The sequence below is a fragment of the Arthrobacter melezitosi genome, from assembly GCF_054511055.1.
This window is the reverse complement of sequence record NZ_JBTNDJ010000001.1, coordinates 483,844-504,750: the sequence shown is the minus strand read 5'-3', so window position 1 is coordinate 504,750 and position 20,907 is coordinate 483,844. Positions and strand designations below refer to the sequence as shown.

Here is a 20,907-nt window from a genome sequence, read left to right as displayed (position 1 = left end):
GTCAGCCGGCCAGGGTGAGGATCAGCGAACCGTGGGCCGGCAGGGTCACCGAATCGGGGCCGGTGGTGGCGCCGTCGACGGTGGAGAGCCGGACGGTGGCGTCCCGGGCGGGAAGCGGCACAGTGCGCTCCGTGCCGCCGAGGTTCAGCACGACGGCGGTGCGCCGCCGCCGCAGCACCAGCCACCGTTCGTCCTCGCTGAAGTCCACGGAGACGCTCCGGAAGTCAGGTTCCCTCAGGTCGGGCTCGGAGTCCCGGAGCCGGATGAGGGAGCGGTAGGTTGCAAGGAGTTCCTGGTGCTCCGGCTTTTCCGCCTCGGCCCAGTCAAGCTTGGCCGACGCGAACGTCGCCGGGTCCTGCGGGTTGGGCACGTCCTCGGGGTTCCAGCCCATCCGCTCGAACTCGCGCAGCCGCCCCTCGGCGGTCGCCCTGCCGAGCTCGGGCTCGGGGTGGGAGGTGAAGAACGGCCACGGGGTGGTGGCACCGTATTCCTCGCCCATGAACAGCATGGGGGTGAACGGGCCGGCGAGGGTGAGCACGGCGGCCTGGGCCAGCTGCGCGGTGTTCAGGGAGGCGCTGATGCGGTCCCCTGCGGCGCGGTTGCCGATCTGGTCGTGGTTCTGGGCACAGACCACCAGCTGCAGGGGCGAGATCCGCTCCGGGTCCAGCGGACGGCCGTGGTGGCGTGCCCGGAACGAGGAGTAGGTGCCGTTGTGGAAGAACCCTTCGGTGAGGACCTTCGCCAGCGCGCCGACCGAGTTGAAGTCCTCGTAGTAGCCGTCGGTCTCCCCCGTCAGGTTCACGTGCACCGCGTGATGGAAGTCATCGCTCCACTGTCCGGCGAGCCCGTAGCCGTGGACGCTGCGCGGGGAGATCAGCCGCGGGTTGTTGAGATCCGACTCGGCGATGAGGAACAGCGGCTTGCCCAGTTCGGTGGCGCACGCGTCGGTCTTCTCGCTGAACTCCTCGAGGATGTGCACGGCGCGCTCGTCGTGGAGGGCGTGCACGGCGTCCAGGCGCAGCCCGTCCACATGGTAATCCCGGAACCACATCAGCAGGTTCTCCGTGATGTAGCGGCGCACCTCGTCCGAGTCCGGCCCGTCGAGGTTCAGCGAGTCGCCCCACGTGTTGCTCATGCCCTCGGTGAGGTAGGGGCCGAACTGGCCGAGGTAGTTGCCGCTCGGGCCCAGGTGGTTGTAGACGACGTCCTGGATGACGCCGAGGCCGCGCTGGTGTGCGGCGTCGACGAAGCGCTGGTAGGCGGCCGGGCCCCCGTAGGTCTCCTGCACGGCGTACCAGAGCACCCCGTCGTAGCCCCAGTTGTGCGTTCCGTTGAACGCGTTCACCGGCAGCAGTTCGACGTAGCGCACCCCGAGGTCCACGAGGTGATCGAGGCGCTCAATGGCGGCGTCGAGGGTCCCTTCGCGGGTGAAGGTGCCGGGGTGCATCTCATAGATGACCCCGCCGTCCATGCCGGGTGAGGACCAGCCGGCGTCCTGCCAGTCGTGGGCGGACGGGTCGAAGGTCCGGGACAGGCCGTGGACGCCGTCGGGCTGGCGGCGCGAGCGCGGATCCGGCACGGCGGTCGGCGACCCGTTCACCTTGAACCCGTAGTCGATGTCGGGCCCGGACGGCGCCGACGCCGGGGCGCTCCACCAGCCGCCCCCGGCCGGGCTCATGGGGTGGTCGGTGCCGTTAATCGTCAGGACCAGGGACTCCGCGCGGGGTGCCCAGACGTCGAAAGTGCTCATGATGCATCCTCCTTGGTGAGAAGCGCTACGGGCAGTGCTGGGAAGAGGTCGGCCACCTGGACGGTGCCGCCGTCGATCGTGGTGCCGGTGAAGGCGCAGGTGTAACGGCCCTCCGGAAGCTCCACCGTGGTGCCGTTCCAGCCCCCGCCGGCCTCCAGCCCGGAGGGCAGCCGGGTGACGAACGTCAGGGCCCCGCCGCGGTCGAAGCCGAAGAGATGGTCGGCGGCGGGCCCCGAGGCGTGCACGGCCTCGTACCCGGTGAACAGCTCCGGCCGGTCCCGGCGGAGCCGCAGTGCACGGGAGACGACGAGCAGTTTGGCCCGGCCGTCGGCGCCGACCGCGGGCCGGGCCCCGAAGTCGAGGTCGGTGAGGGCCTGCTTCCGTGCCCCGTAGTCGACCTCGCGGCGGTTGTCGGGGTCCACCAGCGAGGTGTCCCAGAATTCGGTGCCCTGGTAGACGTCCGGGACGCCGGGCATGGTGAGCTGCAGGAGCTTCGCCGCCAGCGAGTTGGACCACCCGGCGTGCTGGATCCGCTCCACAAAGGAGGTGAGGAGCTCCGACACGCGGGCGTCGTCGAACGCCGCGTCGACTGCGGCGTGCATCGCCGACTCGAACGCCTCGTCCGGGGCGGTCCAGTGGGTGCTGGCGTCGGCCTCGCGTGCCGCCTTTTCGGCGTAGGCGTGGGCGCGTTCCCTGCTCAGCGGCCACGCCCCGAGAAGGGACTGCCACAGCAGCGGCGCGAAGGAGTCGTCGCCGATCGGTGCCGCCTCGTTGAGCCGGGCCAGGACCGAGGCCCACTCCCCCGGCAGTTCGGACAGGACGGAGATGCGCGCCCGGGTGTCCTCGCTGCGCTTGGTGTCGTGGGTGCTCAGGGTGGTCATCGACAGCGGGTTGCCGGTGGCGCGCTGCAGCAGGCGCCGGTGCATCTCCAGCGGGTCGAGGGCGAAGATCGACGGGTCGGCGCCCACCTCGTTGAGTGAGACGAGCCGGTTGTAGCGGTAGAAGGCGGTGTCCTCCACGCCCTTGGCCATGACCATGCCCGAGGTCTGCTGGAACCTGCGGGAGAGTTCGGTCAGCGCGGCGTCCGGGCCGCCCTCCAGGAACGGGTCGAGGAGCGGGTGGAGGGTCTTGACGGCGGCGGCCAGGTCCGGCCGGCGCACCGAGGCGTCCCGCACGGCGTCGGCAAGGTAGTCGGCGCCGTCGGGCAGGTAGCTGCGGTAGACGGGGAAGCAGGTGAGCAGCTCGGCCAGGGCGTCGGCGGCCTCGGCCGGGTCGAGGCCCGCGTCGCCGGGGACGAGCCGGGCCAGCCGCAGCACTTCCGAGCGCAGGATCCCGTCGGTGATGGCGCGCTTGGTGCCGTGGATCATCTCGTGGAACGGCTCGACGGGAACCAGGGAGGTGAGCCCGTGTTCCCCGGCGGGGTCGGTGAAGAGCCGGTCGATCTCGGCGAGCGCGTCGTAGCCGGTGGTGCCCTCGCAGGCCCAGCCGGCCGGGAGCTCCTCCCCGGGTTCGAGGATCTTCTCCACGAGCACATAGGCCCCGCCGGTGAGGGCGCGCAGGTCCGAAAGGTAGCCGACCGGGTCGGCGAGGCCGTCGGGGTGGTCGATGCGCAGCCCGTCCACGAGCGAGTCCGCGAACCAGCTCCGGATCTGGCTGTGGCTTTCCTCGAAGACCCACGGCACCTCGACGCGCAGCCCGGCGAGGGTGTTCACGCCGAAGAAGCGCCGGTAGTTCAGTTCGCTGTCCGCGCGGCGCCAGTTCACCAGTTCGTAGTGCTGGCGGGCGTGGACCTCGGCCGCGGTGTCCCCGGGCGCGAAGGATCCTTCGGCGAGGGGGAAGCGGTGGTCGTAGTACCGCAGTTCGCCGTCGACGACCTGCAGGGCGGACTCCTCGTCGGGGCCGTCCCCGAGCACCGGGATCCGGATCCGGCCCCCGCCGGCGTTCCAGTCGACGTCGAACGCCTCCGCCATCCGGGAGTCCCGGCCCCCACGCAGCAGCTCCCACCACCAGGGGTTGTCCGCCGGCGTCTCGATGCCCATGTGGTTCGGCACGATGTCCACCAGCACGCCCATGCCGGCGGCCCGCGCGGCGGCGGAAAGCTCCGAGAGGGCCTCCCGCCCACCGCGCGCCGGGTCGACGGCCGTGGGGTCGGTGACGTCGTAGCCGTGGCCCGAGCCCCGCTCCGCCGTCAGGATCGGCGACAGGTACACCCAGTCCACCCCGAGGTCGGAAAGGTACGGCACCAGCGCCGCGGCGTCGCGCAGGTCGAATTCGTTCCGAATCTGCAGCCGGTAGGTCGATTTCGGTGTCTTCACGCATTTCCTCCTGGAGGGCTGGATGTCCTGCTGGCTGCCGGGCCCGGGCGGGCCCGGCAGCGCCGATCGTGTGCGGTGCCGGTTGGGGCGTGCCGGCCTAGGCGGTGCCGGTTTTCGCCGTGACCTCATTGGCGAGGATGGCGAGTGAGGCGGCCACGGAGTGGTCGAGGTCCTCCACCTCCGTGTGCGACCTCAGCACGACCATGGACTTCCCCTCGATGGAGGTCACAGCGCCCGCGGAGATGGGCGCGGTGTCGGCGTACTTGCCCGCGGTGTCGATGACGACATCCCAGGTGGGCGCGTACTCCTCGGTCGGGATGGTGAAGTCGACCGCCTCGTCGTGGGCGTTGAAGTACATCAGGAAGTTGGCGTCGGTGATGCGCTGGCCGCGCGCATCCCGGCCCCGGATCCCCTGGCCGTTGAGGAACACCCCGATGGAGCGCCCGAAGCCGCTGTTCCAGTCCTCGGGGGCCATGAGCTCGCCCGCGGTGTCCAGCCAGACGATGTCCGGCAGCGCCTCGCCCTCGCCGCGGCGCACGGGCCGCCCGTCGAAGAAGCGCCGGCGGCGGAAGGTCGGATGCTCCGAGCGCAGCCGGTTGACGGCCGCCGTGAACTCCAGCAGGGGCTGGTCCATCTTGTCCCAGTGCACCCAGCTGAGCTCGGAGTCCTGGGCGTAGGTGTTGTTGTTGCCGTTCTGGGTGCGTCCGAGTTCGTCGCCGTGCAGGAGCATGGGGACGCCCTGGGAGAGCAGCAGGGTGGCGATGAAGTTGCGCTGCTGGCGGGCGCGCAGCCCGAGCACCTTCGGGTCGTCGGTCGGGCCTTCGACGCCGGAGTTCCAGGAGCGGTTGTGCGATTCGCCGTCGTTGTTGTTCTCGCCGTTTGCCTCATTGTGCTTCTCGTTGTAGGAGACGAGGTCGCGCAGGGTGAAACCGTCGTGGGCGGTGACGAAGTTGATCGAGGCCACGGGCCGGCGGGCGGAGTGTTCGTAGAGGTCGGCGGAGCCGGTGAGGCGCGAGGCGAACTCGCCGATGCTCGAGGGCTCACCGCGCCAGAAGTCGCGCACGGTGTCGCGGTACTTGCCGTTCCACTCGGTCCACTGCGGCGGGAAGTTGCCCACCTGGTAGCCGCCGGGCCCGACGTCCCACGGCTCGGCGATCAGCTTCACCTGCGAGACCACCGGGTCCTGCTGGACGAGTTCGAAGAACGCCGAGAGCCGGTCCACCTCATAGAACTCGCGGGCCAGGGCGGAGGCGAGGTCGAAGCGGAAGCCGTCGACGTGCATTTCGGTGACCCAGTACCGCAGGGAGTCCATCAGCAGCTGCAGGGAGTGCGGGTTGCGGACGTTCAGGGAGTTACCGGTGCCCGTGTAGTCCATGTAGTACTGCTTGTCGTCCTCCACCAGCCGGTAGTAGGCCGAGTTGTCGATGCCGCGCATCGAGAGGGTGGGGCCCAGGTGGTTGCCCTCGGCGGTGTGGTTGTAGACGACGTCGAGGATCACTTCGATCCCGGCCAGGTGCAGTTCCTTGACCATGGCCTTGAATTCCTGGACCTGCTCGCCCTGGTCGCCCGTGGACCCGTAGGTGTTGTGCGGGGCGAAGAACCCGATGGTGTTGTAGCCCCAGTAGTTGGAGAGCCCCTTTTCCTGCAGGGTGCTGTCGTTGACGAACTGGTGCACGGGCATCAGCTCGATGGCCGTGACGCCGAGCTTCTGCAGGTGGGCCACCACCGCCGGGTGCGCGACGCCGGCATAGGTTCCGCGCTGTTCCTCGGGGACCTCGGGGTGCAGCATGGTCAGGCCCTTGACGTGGGCCTCGTAGATGAACGACTGGTGGTAGGGCGTGCGGGGCCTGCGGTCGCCGTCCCAGTCGAAGAAGGGGTTGACGACGACGCCGAGCATCATGTGCGGGGCGGAGTCCTCGTTGTTGACCGAGTTCTCGTCCCCGAAGTTGTAGCCGAAGAGCGCCTGGTCCCAGTCGATCTGTCCGTGGACGGCCTTGGCGTACGGGTCCAGCAGCAGCTTGTTCGGGTTGCAGCGGTGCCCCTCGGCGGGGTTGTTCGGGCCGTGGACCCGGAAGCCGTACTTCTGCCCCGGGGCGACCTGCGGCAGGTAGCCGTGCCAGACGTAGCCGTCGACCTCTTTCAGGGGCACCTGGGTCTCGGTGCCGTCGTTGTCGAACAGGCAGAGCACGACGGACTCCGCAATCTCACTGTAGAGCGCGAAGTTCGTCCCCGTGCCGTCATAGGTCGCCCCCAGGGGATACGCTTCGCCGGGCCATAGTTCCATGTTTGTGCTCCTTGGTGTGTTCATTGAAAGTCTGGTGGTGGGGGAAAGGTCAGGGTGGGCCGGGGCTGCCGGTGCGGGTTCCGGGACCGGCGGCCGGCAGGCGGCGGTGACCGCAGCCGGCGATGGGACGGCTTCCCATGGTGTACCTCACGCGGGTAACGGGCACGTGAACACCGGTCAATCCGGCGCCCCGAGCAGCCCGGCGATGACCGCGCCGATCTCCGCGGGGAGCTCCGAGACGATCACGGGGCCGCGTCGGGCGGCCCGGTGCGCGGCCGATCCGTGGATCAGTGCCGCGGCCGCGGCGACGGCGGCCCACTTCGCGCCCTCGGGCACTCCCGCCCGGGCGGCCGCCGCGCCGTCCTCGGCGGCGGCGGCGGCGAGGGCGCCGAGGATGCCGGCCAGGGTATCCCCCGCCCCGGCCGTGGCGAGCCACGGCGTTGCGTCCGCCTGGCTGAAGACCTCGCCCGTCGGGGCGGCGGTCACGGTGGTGAATCCCTTGAGCAGCACCGTGGCCCCGGTGAGCCGGGCCGTCTCCAGCGCGTACTCGGCCGGTGACGCCTCGATGGCCTCCCTGCTGACGTGGCGGCCGCGGCCGCTGAGCAAGGCGACAAGTTCCCCGGCGTGCGGGGTGAGGATGACCTGCGGGCCGACCGTCCGGGGCACCTCGGCGAGCGCTCCGGCGTCGACGACGACGGGCAGACCGCTGGTGATCGCATCCCGCGCGCGGCGGGACTGTTCGGGGTCGCCGACCGCCCCGGGCCCCACGAGCCAGGCCTGGGACCGCGACTCGGCGACGCCTCCGGTGGAGCACACCGCCTCGGGATGCACCGCGTTGATGAGGGTCCCGACGCTGCGCGGCCCGAGGTAGCGGACCATGCCGATGCCGGTGGCCAGAGCCGCCCCGGTGGCCAGGACCGCGGCCCCGGGGTACTGCTCGGACCCGGCGGCGATGCCGAGGACCCCGCGGGTGTATTTGTGGTCGGTGGCCCGCGGCCGGCGGTACAGCGCCGCGGCGTCGGAGAGTTCGAGGCGGCGGACGGCCGGCTCGGCCGCGGTGCCGTTGGCCAGGCCTAGGCCGATGTCGATGACGTTCAGTTCCCCGGCGGCGAGCGCTCCGGCGCCGGTGAGCAGCCCGGCCTTGGCTGCCCCGAAGGTTGCCGTGGCGTCCGCACGCAGCACCGGGCCCTCGACCCGGCCGGAGTCGAGGTCCACCCCGCTGGGGCCGTCGCAGGCGAGGACTCGTGGCCTGCGGTTCCCCCGCGGACCCGCCAGGGTGTTGACCGCGTTGATGAGGGCCGCCGGCGGGCCGTGGAGGGATCCGCTGGCGCCGGTGCCGAGGATCCCGTCGAGGATCAGGTCGGCGTCGGCGCACCGCGCGGCCAGCTCGGCCGTGTTGTCGGGGGTGAGTCGCTCAAGCCGGCCTCCGGCGCCGGTGAACGCCGCCAGGGCACCGGGGTGGATGCGCCCGGAGACGGAGACCGCCGTGGCCGCCATGCCGCGCCGGGCCAGCCGCGCCGCGGCGTAGAGGGCATCGGCGCCGTTGTTGCCGCCGCCGGCCAGCACCACGACCGTCCGCCCGTAGAGGCCGCCGGTGTCCCGGAGCATGCCGGCCGCCACGGCAAAAAGCCCGTGGGCCGCCCGCTGCATCAGCGCAGCGCCCTGCCCGGCAGCGAGGAGGGGTTCCTCGGCTGCACGGACCTGACCGGCGGTGAAGGCTTTGAGCATATAGACGAGCTTAGCGGCCAGCACCAAATTAGTCAGTCTGGTTACTATTTACCCCGGCGCCTCGGCGACGACCATGGCGCTGGCCAGGCCGCCGTCGTGGCTCATCGACAGGTGCCAGGAGGCGATGCCCTTGAGCCGGGCGGCGTCCTTGACCGTACCCGTGAGCACGATCGACGGGGCGCCCGCCTCATCGACGCGCACCTCGCAGTCCTGCCAGTTCATGCCGGCGGGCGCGCCGAGCGCCTTGGCCACCGCCTCCTTGGCCGCGAACCGCGCGGCCAGGGAGCGGACGTGCAGGCCGCGCTCGGCGGGCACGAACAGCCGCTCGATCAGCCCGGGGGTGCGCTCGACCTGCCGCCGGAACCGCTCGACGTCCACGACGTCGACGCCGATTCCGACGATCACGGGCGGGCCCGGCCCGGGGTCCTACTCAACGGTGACCGACTTGGCCAGGTTGCGCGGCTGGTCGACGTCGAAGCCCTTCGCGGAGGCCAGGGCCAGGGCGAAGATCTGCAGCGGGACGGTCGTCAGCAGCGGCGCCAGCAGCGTGGGGCTGGCCGGGACGTAGAAGACATGCTCGGAGTACGCCTCGACCGAGGTGTCGCCTTCCTCGGCGATCACGATGGTGATCGCACCGCGGGCGCGGATCTCCTGGACGTTGGAGACCACCTTGGCGTGCAGGGAGTTCGGCGCCGAGGACGAAGGCATCACGACGACGACCGGCTGGCCCTCCTCGATCAGGGCGATCGGGCCATGCTTCAGCTCTCCGGCGGCGAAGCCTTCGGCGTGGATGTACGCGAGCTCCTTGAGCTTCAGGGCGCCTTCCATGGCGACGGGGAACCCGACGTGGCGGCCCAGGAAGAGCACCGACTTGGCCCCGGACATGTCGCGGCCGAGCTGCTTGATCTTGTCGGCATCGTCGAGTATCGCCTGGATCTTCGCTGGGACCTCGGCGAGGTTGTCCATCACCTCGGCGATCTCGTCGCGGAACTTGTTGCCGCGCAGCTGCGCCAGGTACAGGCCCAGCAGGTAGGCGGCGGTGATCTGCGCAAGGAACGCCTTGGTCGAGGCGACGGCGATCTCCGGGCCGGCGTGCGTGTAGAGCACGGCGTCGGATTCGCGCGGGATGGTGGAGCCGTTGGTGTTGCAGATGGCCACCACCTTGGCGCCCTGCTCGCGGGCGTAGCGCACGGCCATCAGGGTGTCCATGGTCTCCCCGGACTGGGAGATGGCCACCACGAGGGTCTTCTCGTTGACGATCGGGTCGCGGTAGCGGAATTCGTGCGAGAGTTCGACCTCGGTGGGGATCCTGCACCAGTGCTCGATGGCGTACTTGGCGACCTGCCCGGCGTAGGCGGAGGTGCCGCAGGCCAGGACGACGATCTTGTCGACGGTGCGCAGGATCGACTCGCTGATCCTCAGCTCGTCGAGCACGAGGTTGCCGGCGGCGTCGGAGCGGCCCAGCAGGGTCTGGCCCACGGCGTCGGGCTGGTCGTTGATCTCCTTCTCCATGAAGGAGTCGTAGCCACCCTTTTCGGCGGCGGCGGCGTCCCAGTTGACGTGGAACTCCCGGCCTTCCGCGGGCGCGCCGAAGAAGTCGGTGATGGTGACCTCCTCGGGGGTGATGGTGACGATCTGGTCCTGGCCGAGTTCGACGGCGCGGCGGGTGAAGTCGATGAAGCCGGAGACGTCCGAGCCCAGGAAGTTCTCGCCCTCGCCCAGCCCGACAACGAGCGGGGAGTTGCGGCGTCCGGCCACGACGACGCCGGGCTGGTCCTCGTGGATGGCCAGCAGGGTGAAGGCGCCCTCGAGGCGCTGGCAGGCCTGCTGCATGGCCTGGGTGAGGAGGTCGCCGGTGGCGCCGCTGTCCACGAGGCCGCGGTAGATGGCACCGATCAGGCCGGCGGCCACCTCGGTGTCGGTGTCGGAGAGGAACTCGACGCCATCGGCGGCGAGTTCGGCCTTGAGCTCGGCGAAGTTCTCGATGATGCCGTTATGGATCACGGCGAGCCGGCCCTCGTCGGCGAGGTGCGGGTGCGCGTTCTGGTCGCTGGGTCCGCCGTGCGTCGCCCAGCGGGTGTGGCCGATGCCCGTCAGCGACCGGGGCAGGGGCGCGGCGGCGAGTTCGTCAATGAGGTTGGTGAGCTTGCCTGCCTTCTTGCGGGACTCGATGCCCGACGGCGTCAGGACAGCCACCCCGGCGGAGTCGTAGCCGCGGTATTCGAGGCGGCGGAGCCCCTCCATGACGACATCGAGTGCGCTGTGCTGGCCGTCGGCGTTTTCGCCGCTGACTGCGGGCGCTGCGGTGTCCAGCGCCTGACTTCCCTGGCCGTGGTCCCGGCCTACATAACCTACGATTCCACACATGCCCCCAAGCCTACCGGCACGGTGCGTTTGTTAATGTAAGGGCCACGGGGCAGAATCCTAAGGGTGAGCGAACGAAGCCCCGGCACCCAGCAGGCGAACGGCGCCGAAACCTTCACCCCGTTCGTCGAACTCGACCGGCCGATGTGGTCGCGGCTGTCGATGGAAATGCAGTCCCCGCTCACCATGGAGGACGCCCAGCGGCTGCGCGGCCTGGGCGATGTCCTCAGCCTGGAGGAGATCCGGGAGGTGTATCTTCCCTTGTCACGGCTGCTGAACCTGTACGTGGCCGCCGCCGGGGAGCTGCACGCGGCCACCACCACCTTCCTCGGCGAGCTGACGACCCGCACGCCGTTCGTGATCGGGGTCGCCGGCTCGGTGGCGGTGGGCAAGTCGACCACCGCCCGGGTCCTCCAGGAGCTGCTCCGGCGCTGGCCCGACACCCCCAATGTGGAGTTGGTCACGACCGACGGCTTCCTCTACCCCAATGCCGAGCTGGAGCGGCGGGGCCTGATGCAGCGCAAGGGCTTCCCGGAGTCCTACGACCGCCGCCGGCTGCTGCGTTTCGTCAGCGAGGTCAAGAGCGGCGCCGAGGAGGTCCGCGCCCCCTGGTATTCGCACCTTTCCTACGACATCGTTTCGGGTCGGGAGGTCGTGGTGCGCCGCCCGGACGTGCTGATCGTCGAGGGGCTCAATGTCCTGGCCCCGGCGCGGCCCCGGGCGGACGGGCGCACCGGGTTGGCGGTGAGCGATTTCTTCGACTTCTCCATCTATGTCGACGCCAAGACCTCCTACATCGAGGAGTGGTACATCCAGCGGTTCCAGTCCCTGCGCAGCGGCGCCTTCGCGGACCCCAAGTCCTACTTCCACCGCTACGCGGACCTGACCGACGAAGAGGCCCGCACGACCGCCCAGGGCATCTGGAAGCGCATCAACGAACCGAACCTGATGACCAACGTCCTGCCCACCCGCGGCCGGGCGCAGCTCGTGCTCACCAAGGAGGCCGACCACTCCGTCCGGCGGATGCTGCTGCGGAAGACGTGAGGGCGCAGGGTCCGCGGTGCACGACGGCGGGGGCCGCGGCCTTCGCCGTCGTCCTCGCCGCCCTCCTCGGCGGCTGCGCCGGGACGCCGGGCGGGACGGGGGCGCCCAACGCCACGGCGGCGGACCTGCCCGCTCCCGCACAGCGGAGCCCGGCCGCCGCACCACCGGACCATGCCGATACCGACAAGGCCCAGTCGGAGAAGGCGCATTCCGACCCGGCCTCCTCCGGCGTCGTGGTGAACAAGCGCCGTCCGTTGTCGCCGCGGGACTTCGTCCCGCCGGAGCTGGTGGTGCCCGACGTCGAGCGCACCGTGGCCGCGGACCGGGTGCGCCTGCGCCCCGACGCGGCGGCGGCGGTCGAGAAGATGTTCGCGGCGGCGGCCGCCGACGGCGTGGGGCTCACCCTGGTCAGCGGCTACCGCTCCTTCGCCGAGCAGGAGGCGACCTATAACCACTGGGTGGACCAGTACGGCGATCCGGGCCAGGCGGACAAGGTTTCGGCGCGCGCCGGCTATTCCGAACACCAGACCGGGCTGGCGTTCGACATCGGCCAGGCCGACGGCGCCTGCACGCTGGTGCTGTGCTTCCGGGACACCGCGGCAGCCCGGTGGACCGCCGCGCACGCCGCGGCCTACGGGTTCATCCTGCGCTACCCGATGGGGCACCACGAGGTCACCGGGTTCTCGGCCGAATCCTGGCACTACCGGTACGTGGGGCCCGAGATCGCCGGGGCGATGAAGGCCGAGGGCACGCCGACCCTCGAGAAACACTTCGGGCTGCCGGCCGCGCCGGGCTACTGACGTCCAGCGGGCCGGTGCCGCCCGTTTGAAGACCGGCCCCCGGTGGCGCCGCCCGGGCGCCACCGGCGGGAAGCGTCCCTAGGCTGCGGGGGCGGGCTCGAGGGCAAGCCGGGTGCGCACGGTCCCGGCGAGCTCTTCGGCGATCCGCTGTGCGGTGTCCATGTCGGCGGCTTCGACCATTACCCGCACGACGGGTTCGGTGCCGGAGGGGCGCAGCAGTACCCGGCCGGTCTCGCCCAGTACCTCCTGGGCCTCCCTCACGGCCTCCTGCACGCCGGCGTCGGTTTTCACCGCGGTCCGGTCCACGCCCTTGACGTTGATCAGCACCTGCGGAAGCTTGGCCATCACCCCGGCGAGGTCCTTCAGGCTCCGGCCGGTGGCGGCCACCCGCGCGGCGAGCTGCAGCCCGGTGAGGATGCCGTCACCGGTGGTGGCGTATTCGGCGAAGATCACGTGGCCGGACTGTTCCCCGCCCAGGTTGTAGCCGCCGTCGCGCATCTCCTCGAGCACGTACCGGTCCCCCACCCCGGTTTCGCGGATGGTGATGCCCGCATCCCGCAGGGCAAGCTTCAGGCCGAGGTTGCTCATCACGGTGGCCACCAGGGTGTTGTCGGCCAGCCGGCCGGCCTCGTTCATGGCGATGGCCATCACGGCCATGATCTGGTCGCCGTCCACCACCGTGCCTTCGTGGTCCACCGCGAGGCACCTGTCGGCGTCGCCGTCGTGCGCGATGCCCAGGTCCGCGCCGTGTTCGAGCACGGCCGCCTGCAGGCGCTCCATATGGGTGGAGCCGTAGCCGTCGTTGATGTTGTTGCCGTCCGGGTCCGCCCCGATGACCACGATCTCGGCACCGGCGTTGGAGAAGACCTCCGGGGAGCAGCCGCTCGCCGCGCCGTGGGCGCAGTCGAGGACCACCTTGAGGCCCTCGAGGCGGTGCGGGAGGGTCTGAAGCAGGTGCACGACATAGCGGTCCTCGGCGTCGGCGAAGCGCCGGATCCGGCCGACATCGGCGCCCACGGGCCGCGGCTGGGGCTTCGTCAGCTCGGCTTCGATGGCGTCCTCGAGTGCGTCGTCGAGCTTCTGTCCGCCTCGGGCGAGGAATTTGATGCCGTTGTCCGGCGCCGGATTGTGCGAGGCGGAGATCATGACCCCAAAGTCGGCGTCGAGGTCGGCGACGAGGAAGGCAGCGGCCGGCGTGGGAAGCACGCCCGCGTCGAAGACGTCGACGCCTGAGCTGGCGAGGCCGGCCTCAATGGCCGCGGCGATGAATTCACCACTGATCCGGGGATCCCGGGCGAGCACCGCCGTGGGCCTGCGCCCGCCCTCCACCGCGTTGTGCCCGAGCACCACGGCAGCCGCCTGGGCAAGCTGCAGGGAGAGTTCCGCCGTGATGAGGCCGTTGGCCAGGCCACGGACGCCGTCGGTACCGAATAATCTGCTCATCGCTGTACATCCTAGGTGAGAAACAGTGGCAGGGGCCCGCAGGCTTGCCCATGCTGGTTTAAAGCGCAGCGCCCGCCCGGCAGGCCGGACGGGCGCTGGTAATGCTGAAGGTAAAGCGTAAAATTAGCGCTTCGAGTACTGCGGTGCCTTGCGGGCCTTCTTGAGACCGGCCTTCTTGCGCTCGATCACGCGGGCGTCGCGGGTCAGGAAGCCGGCCTTCTTCAGGGCCGGGCGGTTGTTCTCGCGGTCAATCTCGTTGAGCGCGCGGGCAACGCCGAGGCGCAGTGCGCCGGCCTGGCCGGAGGCGCCGCCGCCGTGGATGCGGGCGATGACGTCGTAGGCGCCGTCGAGCTCGAGGAGCTTGAACGGGTCGTTGACTTCCTGCTGGTGCAGCTTGTTCGGGAAGTAGTCGCTGAGCTCGCGCCCGTTGACGATCCACTTGCCCGTGCCGGGCACGAGGCGCACGCGGGCGATGGCTTCCTTGCGCCGGCCAACAGCGCCGCCGCCGACGGTCAGCGCGGGGCGCTCCCGGACGGGGGTGTCGCTGGCTTCGGTTGACTCTGAGGTGTAGCTGGTGAGCTCCTCAGCCGGTTCGTTCAGCTCTTCAGTGTTCTGAGCCACGGTTCTCCTTGAATTAATTTCTTAGTGTGTGGTGGCCAGGACTACTGGGCGACCTGGGTGATTTCGAAGGCCTTGGGCTGCTGGGCAGCGTGCGGGTGCTCGGCACCGCGGTAGACCTTCAGTTTGGACATCTGCTGAGCAGCCAGCGAGTTCTTGGGAAGCATGCCCCTGATCGCCTTCTCAACCGCGCGCTCCGGGTTCTTCTCCAGGAGTTCGGCGTAGTTGGTGGACTTCAGGCCGCCCGGGAAACCCGAGTGGCGGTAGGCGCGCTTCTGCTCGAGCTTGGCGCCGGTGAGGGCGACCTTGTCGGCGTTGATGATGATGACGAAATCGCCCATATCCATATGGGGTGCAAAGGTCGGCTTGTGCTTTCCGCGCAGCAGTGTTGCGGTCTGGCTGGCAAGACGGCCTAGGACAACGTCAGTGGCGTCAATGACGTGCCACTGGCGGGAGATGTCGCCTGGCTTCGGGGTGTACGTACGCACGGTGTTGGCCTTCGTTTCTTGTTCGGTGACGCCTGCGCCCACGGGTCAATCCGCGTCCACAAGCTCAGCTTATTCATGCGTTACCGGAACTTCAGGTGAGGGCTGAAATACAACCAGTTATCCCGGAAACCTCGGCTGCTCCCCCGGGCCAGGTGGTTCTGCAACTGAACCGCTCCGGATGGCGCAGACGTATCGAGTTGGGATACGCACAACGACTACCAAGGTTAGCGCGGGGCAGGGCCTCAGGTCAAAAGCGGCGTGGCGGCGTGCACGGGCGGGCACCACAGGTCCCACCCGCATCTTTGGTGCAGCGCCAGCGCACCCTGCCCATGGCGCCTGCGCAGCCGCCAACACCGACGGTGGAGCCACCGACCTGCCTCGAACGCACCCAGGCGAGGGATCCATTGCTCAACGAACGGCAGTGCAGCAGCCATCACTCTTGAAAGGAGCTGCGGTTACGCCCTCGGTCAAGACCCTTTTCCGCAGATTATTCCGTTTTTCTCATGATGTTTGTCGCCATGCCTGGTTCCGCTGCGGTCAATATCTCGCAAACTCTCGAATAATCCTGCGCCGAACCGTTCGACTGTTCTTGCACCACAGTAATGCCGCAGTTTTTGCGAAGTATGGCATTCTTTTCCGCCGGACCATGAACTTCAAAAGTAGCCTTACAGGGTGCCAACCACACCGTTCGACTCCAGCCACGACAGCCACGGCCTTACCCGCTCCGCGCATCCCCTTGCCGGTCGCTCCGACGCGGGCGATGCCGGCGCGGCACCTCTGCTGGATCACGCGGTCCTGGAAGAGCTCGGGCAGGAACTCGAGGATACCGCCACCGTGCGGGCCTTCGTAAGCGATTACGTCGCTTTTTGGGACGAGCGCATCCACCGTCTCACCTCCTCCCTCGCCGATGGAGATCCCACAGCAGCGCTTGAGGCCGTCGTCAATCTTCGGGCCGCATCCATCATGGTCGGCGCACCCCGTCTGACGGCGCTGGCCTCCCGACTCGAAGGCTTCCTCCGCCGCCTCGAGGTCCGCGAGGCCCTCGACGCACTGTCCGCCGTGGAGCGGTGCGGACGGGAAACCATCGAAGAGCTGCGCACCACCTACCTCCTCACTTCGGGCTGCCATTAGGAGCCGAAGGCCGGTGGATCAGGCCTGCGCGGGCGTCAGGCGGTAGCCCACGCCCCGGACCGTCTGCAGCCACCGCGGGTTCCGCGGGTCCTCGGACAGCTTCCGCCGGATGTTGCCCATGTGCACCTCGACGGCCCGCTCGTCCGAATCGCTGATGTAGGACGACTCCCCCGGGGCCTCCCCCCGCACCACCTTCACCAGCTCGGCCTTCGTCTTCACGGCCCCGCCGGCCAGCAGGAGCGCATGAAGGAGGTCGAACTCGCTGCGGGTCAGGGACAGCTCGGTGCCGTCCACCGAAACGGTGCGCGCATGGTGATCGAGGACCAGCCCGTTGTGCCGCAGCACGTTGATGGTGCTGGTCCGGGCAGACCCGGCGGCACCCGGTGCGGGACGGGCGGGGCCGGCAGGGCCCGGATCGGGAAAGCCGCCTGCTCCGCTGCGGGGCCGGCGCATCATCGCCGCAATACGGGCACGCAGTTCCCTGGGCCTGAAGGGTTTGGTGAGAAAGTCATCGGCGCCCGCCTGCAGCGCCATGAGGGCATCGAGTTCATCGGCCCGCGAGGTCAGGATGACGACGTAGCAGTCGGTGAAGTTCCGAAGCCGACGCAGCACCTCATAGCCGTCGATATCCGGCAGGCCGAGATCCACGGTGACAACGGCGGCTTCGACCTCGCGGACCAGGTGGACACCATCACGGCCGGAGCGCGCGGCATGGACCTCAAAGCCCGACTGTCTCAGGACCGCACTCAGGAGGTTCCGCACATCGTCGTCGTCCTCAATGACGACCGCCACCCCAGGATCGTTCATAACGCCTTCTGCCCCCAGCCCAGTTCCGCGCCTCACATCCGGGTCTTACCGCGGCCCACGCGTCGCAGGCCCCCGTTGAATAGCACAATAGTAACCCTCGTCACTCTTGCACCAACAGGAGTGATAATGATGGTTGGTCCAACGGCAGGAGAAAGTTGATTTCCGTACAGGTTCCGAAGGTTCCCGGCAGGTCCCACGAGCGCGGCCGGCGGGGGTCCGCTCGTGCCTGACGCCGCACCGGGCGCCGTCCTTGCCCTCGTGTGCGCCGTCGCAGGCGGTCTGACGGCGTACCGCATGTTCCCGCTGGCGGACCGGGACCCCCGGACCGTGCTTCCCGGCCGTTGGCGGTGGCCCGTCGCCGCGCTGACGGCCCTGTGCTGCGCCGCAGGGGCCCTCACGGCGGAGGAGCCCACGGAGCTCCCGCTGTTCCTCGTGCTGCCGGTCTTCGGCGTGCTGCTCGCGGCGATCGACCTGCGCTCCAAGCTCCTGCCGAACGCCCTGGTGCTCCCCTTCCTCGCCGCGACCGGGTTGGCCCTGCTCGTCGCCGCGCTCGGCGGCGGCTGGCAGCCGCTCGTCGGCGCGCTGCTGGGCGGCGCCGTGATGTTCCTGTTCTACCTGCTGCTGGCCTTCATCTCCCCCGCCGGCATGGGCATGGGCGACGTGAAACTCGCGGGCGTGCTGGGGCTTTACGGCGGGTATGTGGGCGTAGGGTCCTGGCTTGCGGCCCTCCTGGGCGGGTTCATCTTCGGCGGGCTGGCCGGGGTCGCCCTGCTGGCCTCCGGCCGCGGTACGCGCAACACCAGCTTTCCCTTCGGCCCCGGGATGGTCCTCGCCGCCCTCGTCGCGGTGCTGTTCCTCCGCGACCAGGTCTAGGGAACCCGGAACCGCCCCGACGCCGTGGGCGCATCAGGCGGGATTCAGTCCGGGTCCTCCGCCGCCCTTCGTGCGCGGGTCAGCTCAGCACGCAGGCCGAGTTCCTCAACGCCCGGATAGGCGACCTCCTCGAGCACCAGCGGGTGTGGGGGTGCCAGCACGGACCGGGCGTCCTTGATCCGGGCCGCCAGCCGCTCGGCGAGCCACTCCACGGGCAGCTCGCCGCTGCCGACCCGCAGGGTGGCGCCGACGAGGGCCCGCACCATGTTGTGGCAGAAGGCGTCGGCCTGGACGGTGGCCTCGATCATCCCGTCGGGACGCCGCCGGTAGGCGTAGCGCTGCAGTTCGCGCACCGTGGTGGCACCCTCGCGGGGCTTGCAGAAGGCGCGGAAGTCCTGCAGCCCGGTCAGCTGGGCGGCTCCGGCGTTCAGCAGGTCCTCGTTCAGGTCTCCGGGGTACCAGAGCACCGTGCGGCGGGCCAGCGGGTCGCGCTCCACCCGGGCATCGGCGATGGTGTAGCTGTAGCGGCGCCACAGCGCCGAGAAGCGGGCGTCGAAGCCGGCCGGGGCGAGGTCGGCCCGCTTCACGACGACGGCGGGGATGGAGTTCTTGATCGAGCGTCCCCGCCCGGTGAGCTGGTCCGAGAGCACCCGGTTCACCGTGCCGGCCAGGCGCCGGGTCAGGGCCTCCCCCGGCGGCACGTCCTTCCCGCGGGCGATGCCGTGCCACTCCGCCGGCGTCAGGTCGATGTGGGCCACCTGCCCGCGGGCGTGGACCCCGGCGTCGGTCCGCCCGGCCACGGTGAGCCGGGCCGTGCGGCGCAGCAGCGTGAACAGGGCCTCCTCGAGCACCCCCTGCACGGTGACGTTCCCGGGCTGGAGGGCCCAGCCGGCGAAGGGCGCGCCGTCGTAGGCGATGTCGAGCCGGACACGCAGAAGCCCGCCGGACCCCTCGGGGCCGGCGGGCAACTGGTCTTTCACGAACGTGCTCAAGAAGCGTCGAAGAAGTTACTTCTTCGCCTCGGGGGCTTCGGCGTCGTCGGACGCTGCTGCCTCGTCGGTTGAAGCGGCGTCGGCGGGCTCTGCAGCCTCGGTCGACTCTGCCGTCTCGGTCGCTTCGACGGTCTCAGTCGTCTCAGCGGTCTCGGCGGACTCGACCGGCGCTGCGGTCTCCTCGGCCGGAGCCGCGGGGGCTGCCTTGGCCTGCTCGGCCTCGGCGACGACTGCCTGCTTGGCGGACAGCGGATCCAGGACCAGCTCGATGACAGCCATGGGAGCGTTGTCGCCCTTGCGGTTGCCGATCTTCGTGATGCGGGTGTAGCCGCCCTCGCGGTTGGCAACGGCCGGTGCGATCTCGGTGAAGAGCTCGTGGACGATGCTCTTGCTGCTGATGACGCCCAGGACGCGGCGGCGCGAGGCGAGGTCGCCCTTCTTGGCGAAGGTGACGAGACGCTCGGCGTAGGGGCGGAGCCTCTTGGCCTTGGTGACGGTGGTGGTGATGCGCTTGTGCTCGAACAGCGAGGCGGCCAGGTTGGCGAGCATCAGGCGTTCGTGCGCCGGACCGCCTCCGAGGCGTGGGCCCTTAGTGGGTGTGGGCATGATTATTTCTCCTCATAGTGGACCTGGCCGCCGCTTCCCAGCGGCGGTCAGGCAGTTAGCGTATTAGAGCTCTTCGTCGCCGTAGGCGGCGTCGTCCTCTTCGATGGCAGCGGCGCGGGCGGCAAGGTCGAACCCGGGAGGGGAATCCTTCAGGGACAGACCGAGCTCAACGAGCTTCGCCTTGACCTCGTCGATAGACTTCGCGCCGAAGTTGCGGATGTCCATCAGGTCGGCCTCGGAGCGGGCAACGAGTTCACCCACGGAGTGGATGCCCTCACGCTTGAGGCAGTTGTAGGAACGCACGGTCAGCTCGAGGTCCTCGATCGGCAGCGCCATGTCGGCGGCCAGGGCCGCGTCCGTGGGCGAAGGACCGATTTCGATGCCCTCGGCCGCGACGTTCAGTTCGCGGGCCAGGCCGAACAGCTCGACCAGGGTGGTGCCGGCCGACGCGACGGCGTCGCGCGGGGCGATGGCGTCCTTGGTCTCGACGTCGACGATCAGGCGGTCGAAGTCGGTGCGCTGCTCGACACGGGTCGCCTCGACCCGGAAGGTGACCTTCAGGACCGGCGAGTAGATGGAGTCGACCGGGATGCGGCCGATCTCCGAGTCACCGGACTTGTTCTGCGAAGCCGAAACGTAGCCGCGCCCGCGCTCGATGGTCAGCTCGAGCTCGAACTTGCCCTTCGAGTTCAGGGTGGCGATGTGCAGGTCCGGGTTGTGGAATTCCACACCGGCCGGCGGTGCGATGTCGGCCGCGGTGACGACGCCGGGGCCCTGCTTGCGCAGGTACGCCACGACGGGCTCGTCGTGCTCGGAGGACACCGCGAGGTTCTTGATGTTCAGGATGATCTCGGTGACGTCTTCCTTGACACCGGGAACCGTCGTGAATTCGTGAAGGACTCCATCGATGCGGATGCTCGTGACAGCTGCACCGGGGATGGAGGACAGGAGGGTACGGCGGAGCGAGTTGCCGAGGGTGTAGCCGAAGCCCGGCTCGAGGGGTTCGATCACGAACCGCGAGCGGTTGTCGGCGACTACTTCTTCAGTCAGGGTGGGGCGCTGTGCAATAAGCACGTACATTTCCTTTCAGGGTGCATCCGCTATATGACGCAACACAAATGGTGGAAAGGGATAGCTAGTGAGCCGGCTCAAAAGCTTTGGATAACGGCACCGAACCGCCCTGCGGCAGCCGGGGCTGCTGCAAGGCGGTGCGGTGGCCGTAAAGCCGATTAGACGCGGCGGCGCTTCGGGGGGCGGCAGCCGTTGTGGGCGCTGGGGGTGACGTCCGAGATGGAGCCGACCTCCAGGCCGGTGGCCTGCAGCGAGCGAATTGCGGTTTCGCGTCCGGATCCCGGGCCCTTGACGAAGACGTCGACCTTGCGGACGCCGTGCTCCTGAGCGCGCTTCGCGGCGGCTTCAGCAGCCAGCTGCGCAGCGAACGGGGTGGACTTACGTGAGCCCTTGAAGCCAACCTCGCCGGCGGAGGCCCAGGAGATGACTGCTCCGCTGGGGTCCGTGATCGAGACGATGGTGTTGTTGAAGGTGCTCTTGATGTGCGCCTGGCCGAGCGCGATATTCTTCTTATCCTTGCGACGCGGCTTGCGCACCGCTCCACGAGTCTTGGGGGGCATTACTTCTCCTACGAAGGTATTGGGTAAAGCATT

18 protein-coding genes are annotated in these 20,907 nt (G+C 69.4%); 4 read left to right on the top strand and 14 right to left on the bottom strand.

What is annotated here, in order from left to right; translation table 11 throughout:
- Window position 1: 1 nt before the first annotated feature.
- The 6 genes from treZ to glmS all read right to left on the bottom strand — a co-directional run bounded on the left by treZ (window position 2) and on the right by glmS (window position 10,444).
- A complete protein-coding gene (gene treZ / locus ACX80W_RS02510; protein WP_459280102.1) occupies window positions 2-1,750 on the bottom strand; it encodes a malto-oligosyltrehalose trehalohydrolase in 1,749 nt (582 codons plus the stop codon).
- A complete protein-coding gene (gene treY, locus ACX80W_RS02505) occupies window positions 1,747-4,065 on the bottom strand; it encodes a malto-oligosyltrehalose synthase (RefSeq protein ID WP_459280100.1) in 2,319 nt (772 codons plus the stop codon). Before treY ends, treZ begins: the two co-directional genes overlap by 4 nt.
- Before the next feature lie 97 nt (window positions 4,066-4,162).
- Entirely contained in the window at window positions 4,163-6,349 is a 2,187-nt protein-coding gene (gene glgX, locus ACX80W_RS02500; RefSeq protein ID WP_459280099.1) for a glycogen debranching protein GlgX, read from the bottom strand.
- A gap of 177 nt (window positions 6,350-6,526) precedes the next feature.
- Window positions 6,527-8,101, bottom strand: a complete 1,575-nt coding sequence (locus tag ACX80W_RS02495) for a bifunctional ADP-dependent NAD(P)H-hydrate dehydratase/NAD(P)H-hydrate epimerase (protein ID WP_459280200.1) — start codon at window positions 8,099-8,101, stop codon at window positions 6,527-6,529.
- 24 nt (window positions 8,102-8,125) lie between these two features.
- On the bottom strand, window positions 8,126-8,482 hold the full coding sequence (locus ACX80W_RS02490) for a holo-ACP synthase (RefSeq protein ID WP_459280097.1): 357 nt from the start codon (window positions 8,480-8,482) through the stop codon (window positions 8,126-8,128).
- A 21-nt stretch (window positions 8,483-8,503) separates the two neighbouring features.
- On the bottom strand, window positions 8,504-10,444 hold the full coding sequence (glmS, locus tag ACX80W_RS02485; RefSeq protein ID WP_459280095.1) for a glutamine--fructose-6-phosphate transaminase (isomerizing): 1,941 nt from the start codon (window positions 10,442-10,444) through the stop codon (window positions 8,504-8,506).
- Window positions 10,445-10,507: 63 nt separating this feature from the next.
- Here glmS and coaA point away from each other — a divergent pair, with 63 nt between their 5' ends.
- Window positions 10,508-11,485, top strand: coding sequence for a type I pantothenate kinase (coaA, locus tag ACX80W_RS02480; protein ID WP_459280093.1), 978 nt, complete (start codon window positions 10,508-10,510; stop codon window positions 11,483-11,485).
- Window positions 11,482-12,285 (top strand): M15 family metallopeptidase, encoded by an 804-nt coding sequence (locus ACX80W_RS02475; RefSeq protein ID WP_459280091.1) that lies wholly within the window; start codon window positions 11,482-11,484, stop codon window positions 12,283-12,285. Before coaA ends, ACX80W_RS02475 begins: the two co-directional genes overlap by 4 nt.
- Before the next feature lie 78 nt (window positions 12,286-12,363).
- On the opposite strand, the gene glmM is transcribed toward ACX80W_RS02475, so the two are convergent.
- From glmM to rplM, 3 genes are all read right to left on the bottom strand, one after another.
- A complete protein-coding gene (glmM, locus tag ACX80W_RS02470; RefSeq protein ID WP_459280089.1) occupies window positions 12,364-13,728 on the bottom strand; it encodes a phosphoglucosamine mutase in 1,365 nt (454 codons plus the stop codon).
- Window positions 13,729-13,851: 123 nt separating this feature from the next.
- A complete protein-coding gene (gene rpsI, locus ACX80W_RS02465; RefSeq protein ID WP_459280087.1) occupies window positions 13,852-14,349 on the bottom strand; it encodes a 30S ribosomal protein S9 in 498 nt (165 codons plus the stop codon).
- A gap of 41 nt (window positions 14,350-14,390) precedes the next feature.
- Window positions 14,391-14,834 carry a 50S ribosomal protein L13 gene (gene rplM / locus ACX80W_RS02460; protein WP_459280085.1) on the bottom strand — a complete coding sequence of 148 codons (444 nt, stop codon included), beginning with the start codon at window positions 14,832-14,834 and terminating at the stop codon, window positions 14,391-14,393.
- A 672-nt stretch (window positions 14,835-15,506) separates the two neighbouring features.
- On the opposite strand from rplM, the gene ACX80W_RS02455 reads away from it, so the two are divergent.
- Entirely contained in the window at window positions 15,507-15,965 is a 459-nt protein-coding gene (locus ACX80W_RS02455; protein ID WP_459280083.1) for an Hpt domain-containing protein, read from the top strand.
- Between the two features lie 18 nt (window positions 15,966-15,983).
- Here the strand turns inward: ACX80W_RS02455 and ACX80W_RS02450 are convergent, their stop codons facing one another.
- Window positions 15,984-16,772: a response regulator transcription factor gene (locus ACX80W_RS02450; protein WP_459280081.1), complete on the bottom strand. Its 789-nt coding sequence runs from the start codon at window positions 16,770-16,772 to the stop codon at window positions 15,984-15,986.
- Window positions 16,773-16,994: 222 nt separating this feature from the next.
- Here ACX80W_RS02450 and ACX80W_RS02445 point away from each other — a divergent pair, with 222 nt between their 5' ends.
- Window positions 16,995-17,645, top strand: coding sequence for a prepilin peptidase (locus ACX80W_RS02445; RefSeq protein ID WP_459280079.1), 651 nt, complete (start codon window positions 16,995-16,997; stop codon window positions 17,643-17,645).
- 44 nt (window positions 17,646-17,689) lie between these two features.
- On the opposite strand, the gene ACX80W_RS02440 is transcribed toward ACX80W_RS02445, so the two are convergent.
- From ACX80W_RS02440 to rpsK, 4 genes are all read right to left on the bottom strand, one after another.
- A complete protein-coding gene (locus ACX80W_RS02440; protein ID WP_459280077.1) occupies window positions 17,690-18,625 on the bottom strand; it encodes a tRNA pseudouridine synthase A in 936 nt (311 codons plus the stop codon).
- 27 nt (window positions 18,626-18,652) lie between these two features.
- Window positions 18,653-19,243 carry a 50S ribosomal protein L17 gene (gene rplQ / locus ACX80W_RS02435; protein WP_459280075.1) on the bottom strand — a complete coding sequence of 197 codons (591 nt, stop codon included), beginning with the start codon at window positions 19,241-19,243 and terminating at the stop codon, window positions 18,653-18,655.
- A 63-nt stretch (window positions 19,244-19,306) separates the two neighbouring features.
- Window positions 19,307-20,317 (bottom strand): DNA-directed RNA polymerase subunit alpha, encoded by a 1,011-nt coding sequence (locus ACX80W_RS02430; protein WP_459280073.1) that lies wholly within the window; start codon window positions 20,315-20,317, stop codon window positions 19,307-19,309.
- A gap of 155 nt (window positions 20,318-20,472) precedes the next feature.
- Window positions 20,473-20,874: a 30S ribosomal protein S11 gene (rpsK, locus tag ACX80W_RS02425; RefSeq protein WP_120164773.1), complete on the bottom strand. Its 402-nt coding sequence runs from the start codon at window positions 20,872-20,874 to the stop codon at window positions 20,473-20,475.
- Window positions 20,875-20,907 lie beyond the last annotated feature (33 nt).

Bases quoted from the DNA above. Each gene is read 5' to 3' on its own strand.
- rplQ (WP_459280075.1), bottom strand. From the start codon at position 19,243: ATGCCCACACCCACTAAGGGCCCACGCCTCGGAGGCGGTCCGGCGCAC.
- ACX80W_RS02450 (WP_459280081.1), bottom strand. From the start codon at position 16,772: ATGAACGATCCTGGGGTGGCGGTCGTCATTGAGGACGACGACGATGTG.
- glmM (WP_459280089.1), bottom strand. From the start codon at position 13,728: ATGAGCAGATTATTCGGTACCGACGGCGTCCGTGGCCTGGCCAACGGC.
- treZ (WP_459280102.1), bottom strand. From the start codon at position 1,750: ATGAGCACTTTCGACGTCTGGGCACCCCGCGCGGAGTCCCTGGTCCTG.
- glgX (WP_459280099.1), bottom strand. From the start codon at position 6,349: ATGGAACTATGGCCCGGCGAAGCGTATCCCCTGGGGGCGACCTATGAC.
- glmS (WP_459280095.1), bottom strand. From the start codon at position 10,444: ATGTGTGGAATCGTAGGTTATGTAGGCCGGGACCACGGCCAGGGAAGT.
- rpsK (WP_120164773.1), bottom strand. From the start codon at position 20,874: ATGCCCCCCAAGACTCGTGGAGCGGTGCGCAAGCCGCGTCGCAAGGAT.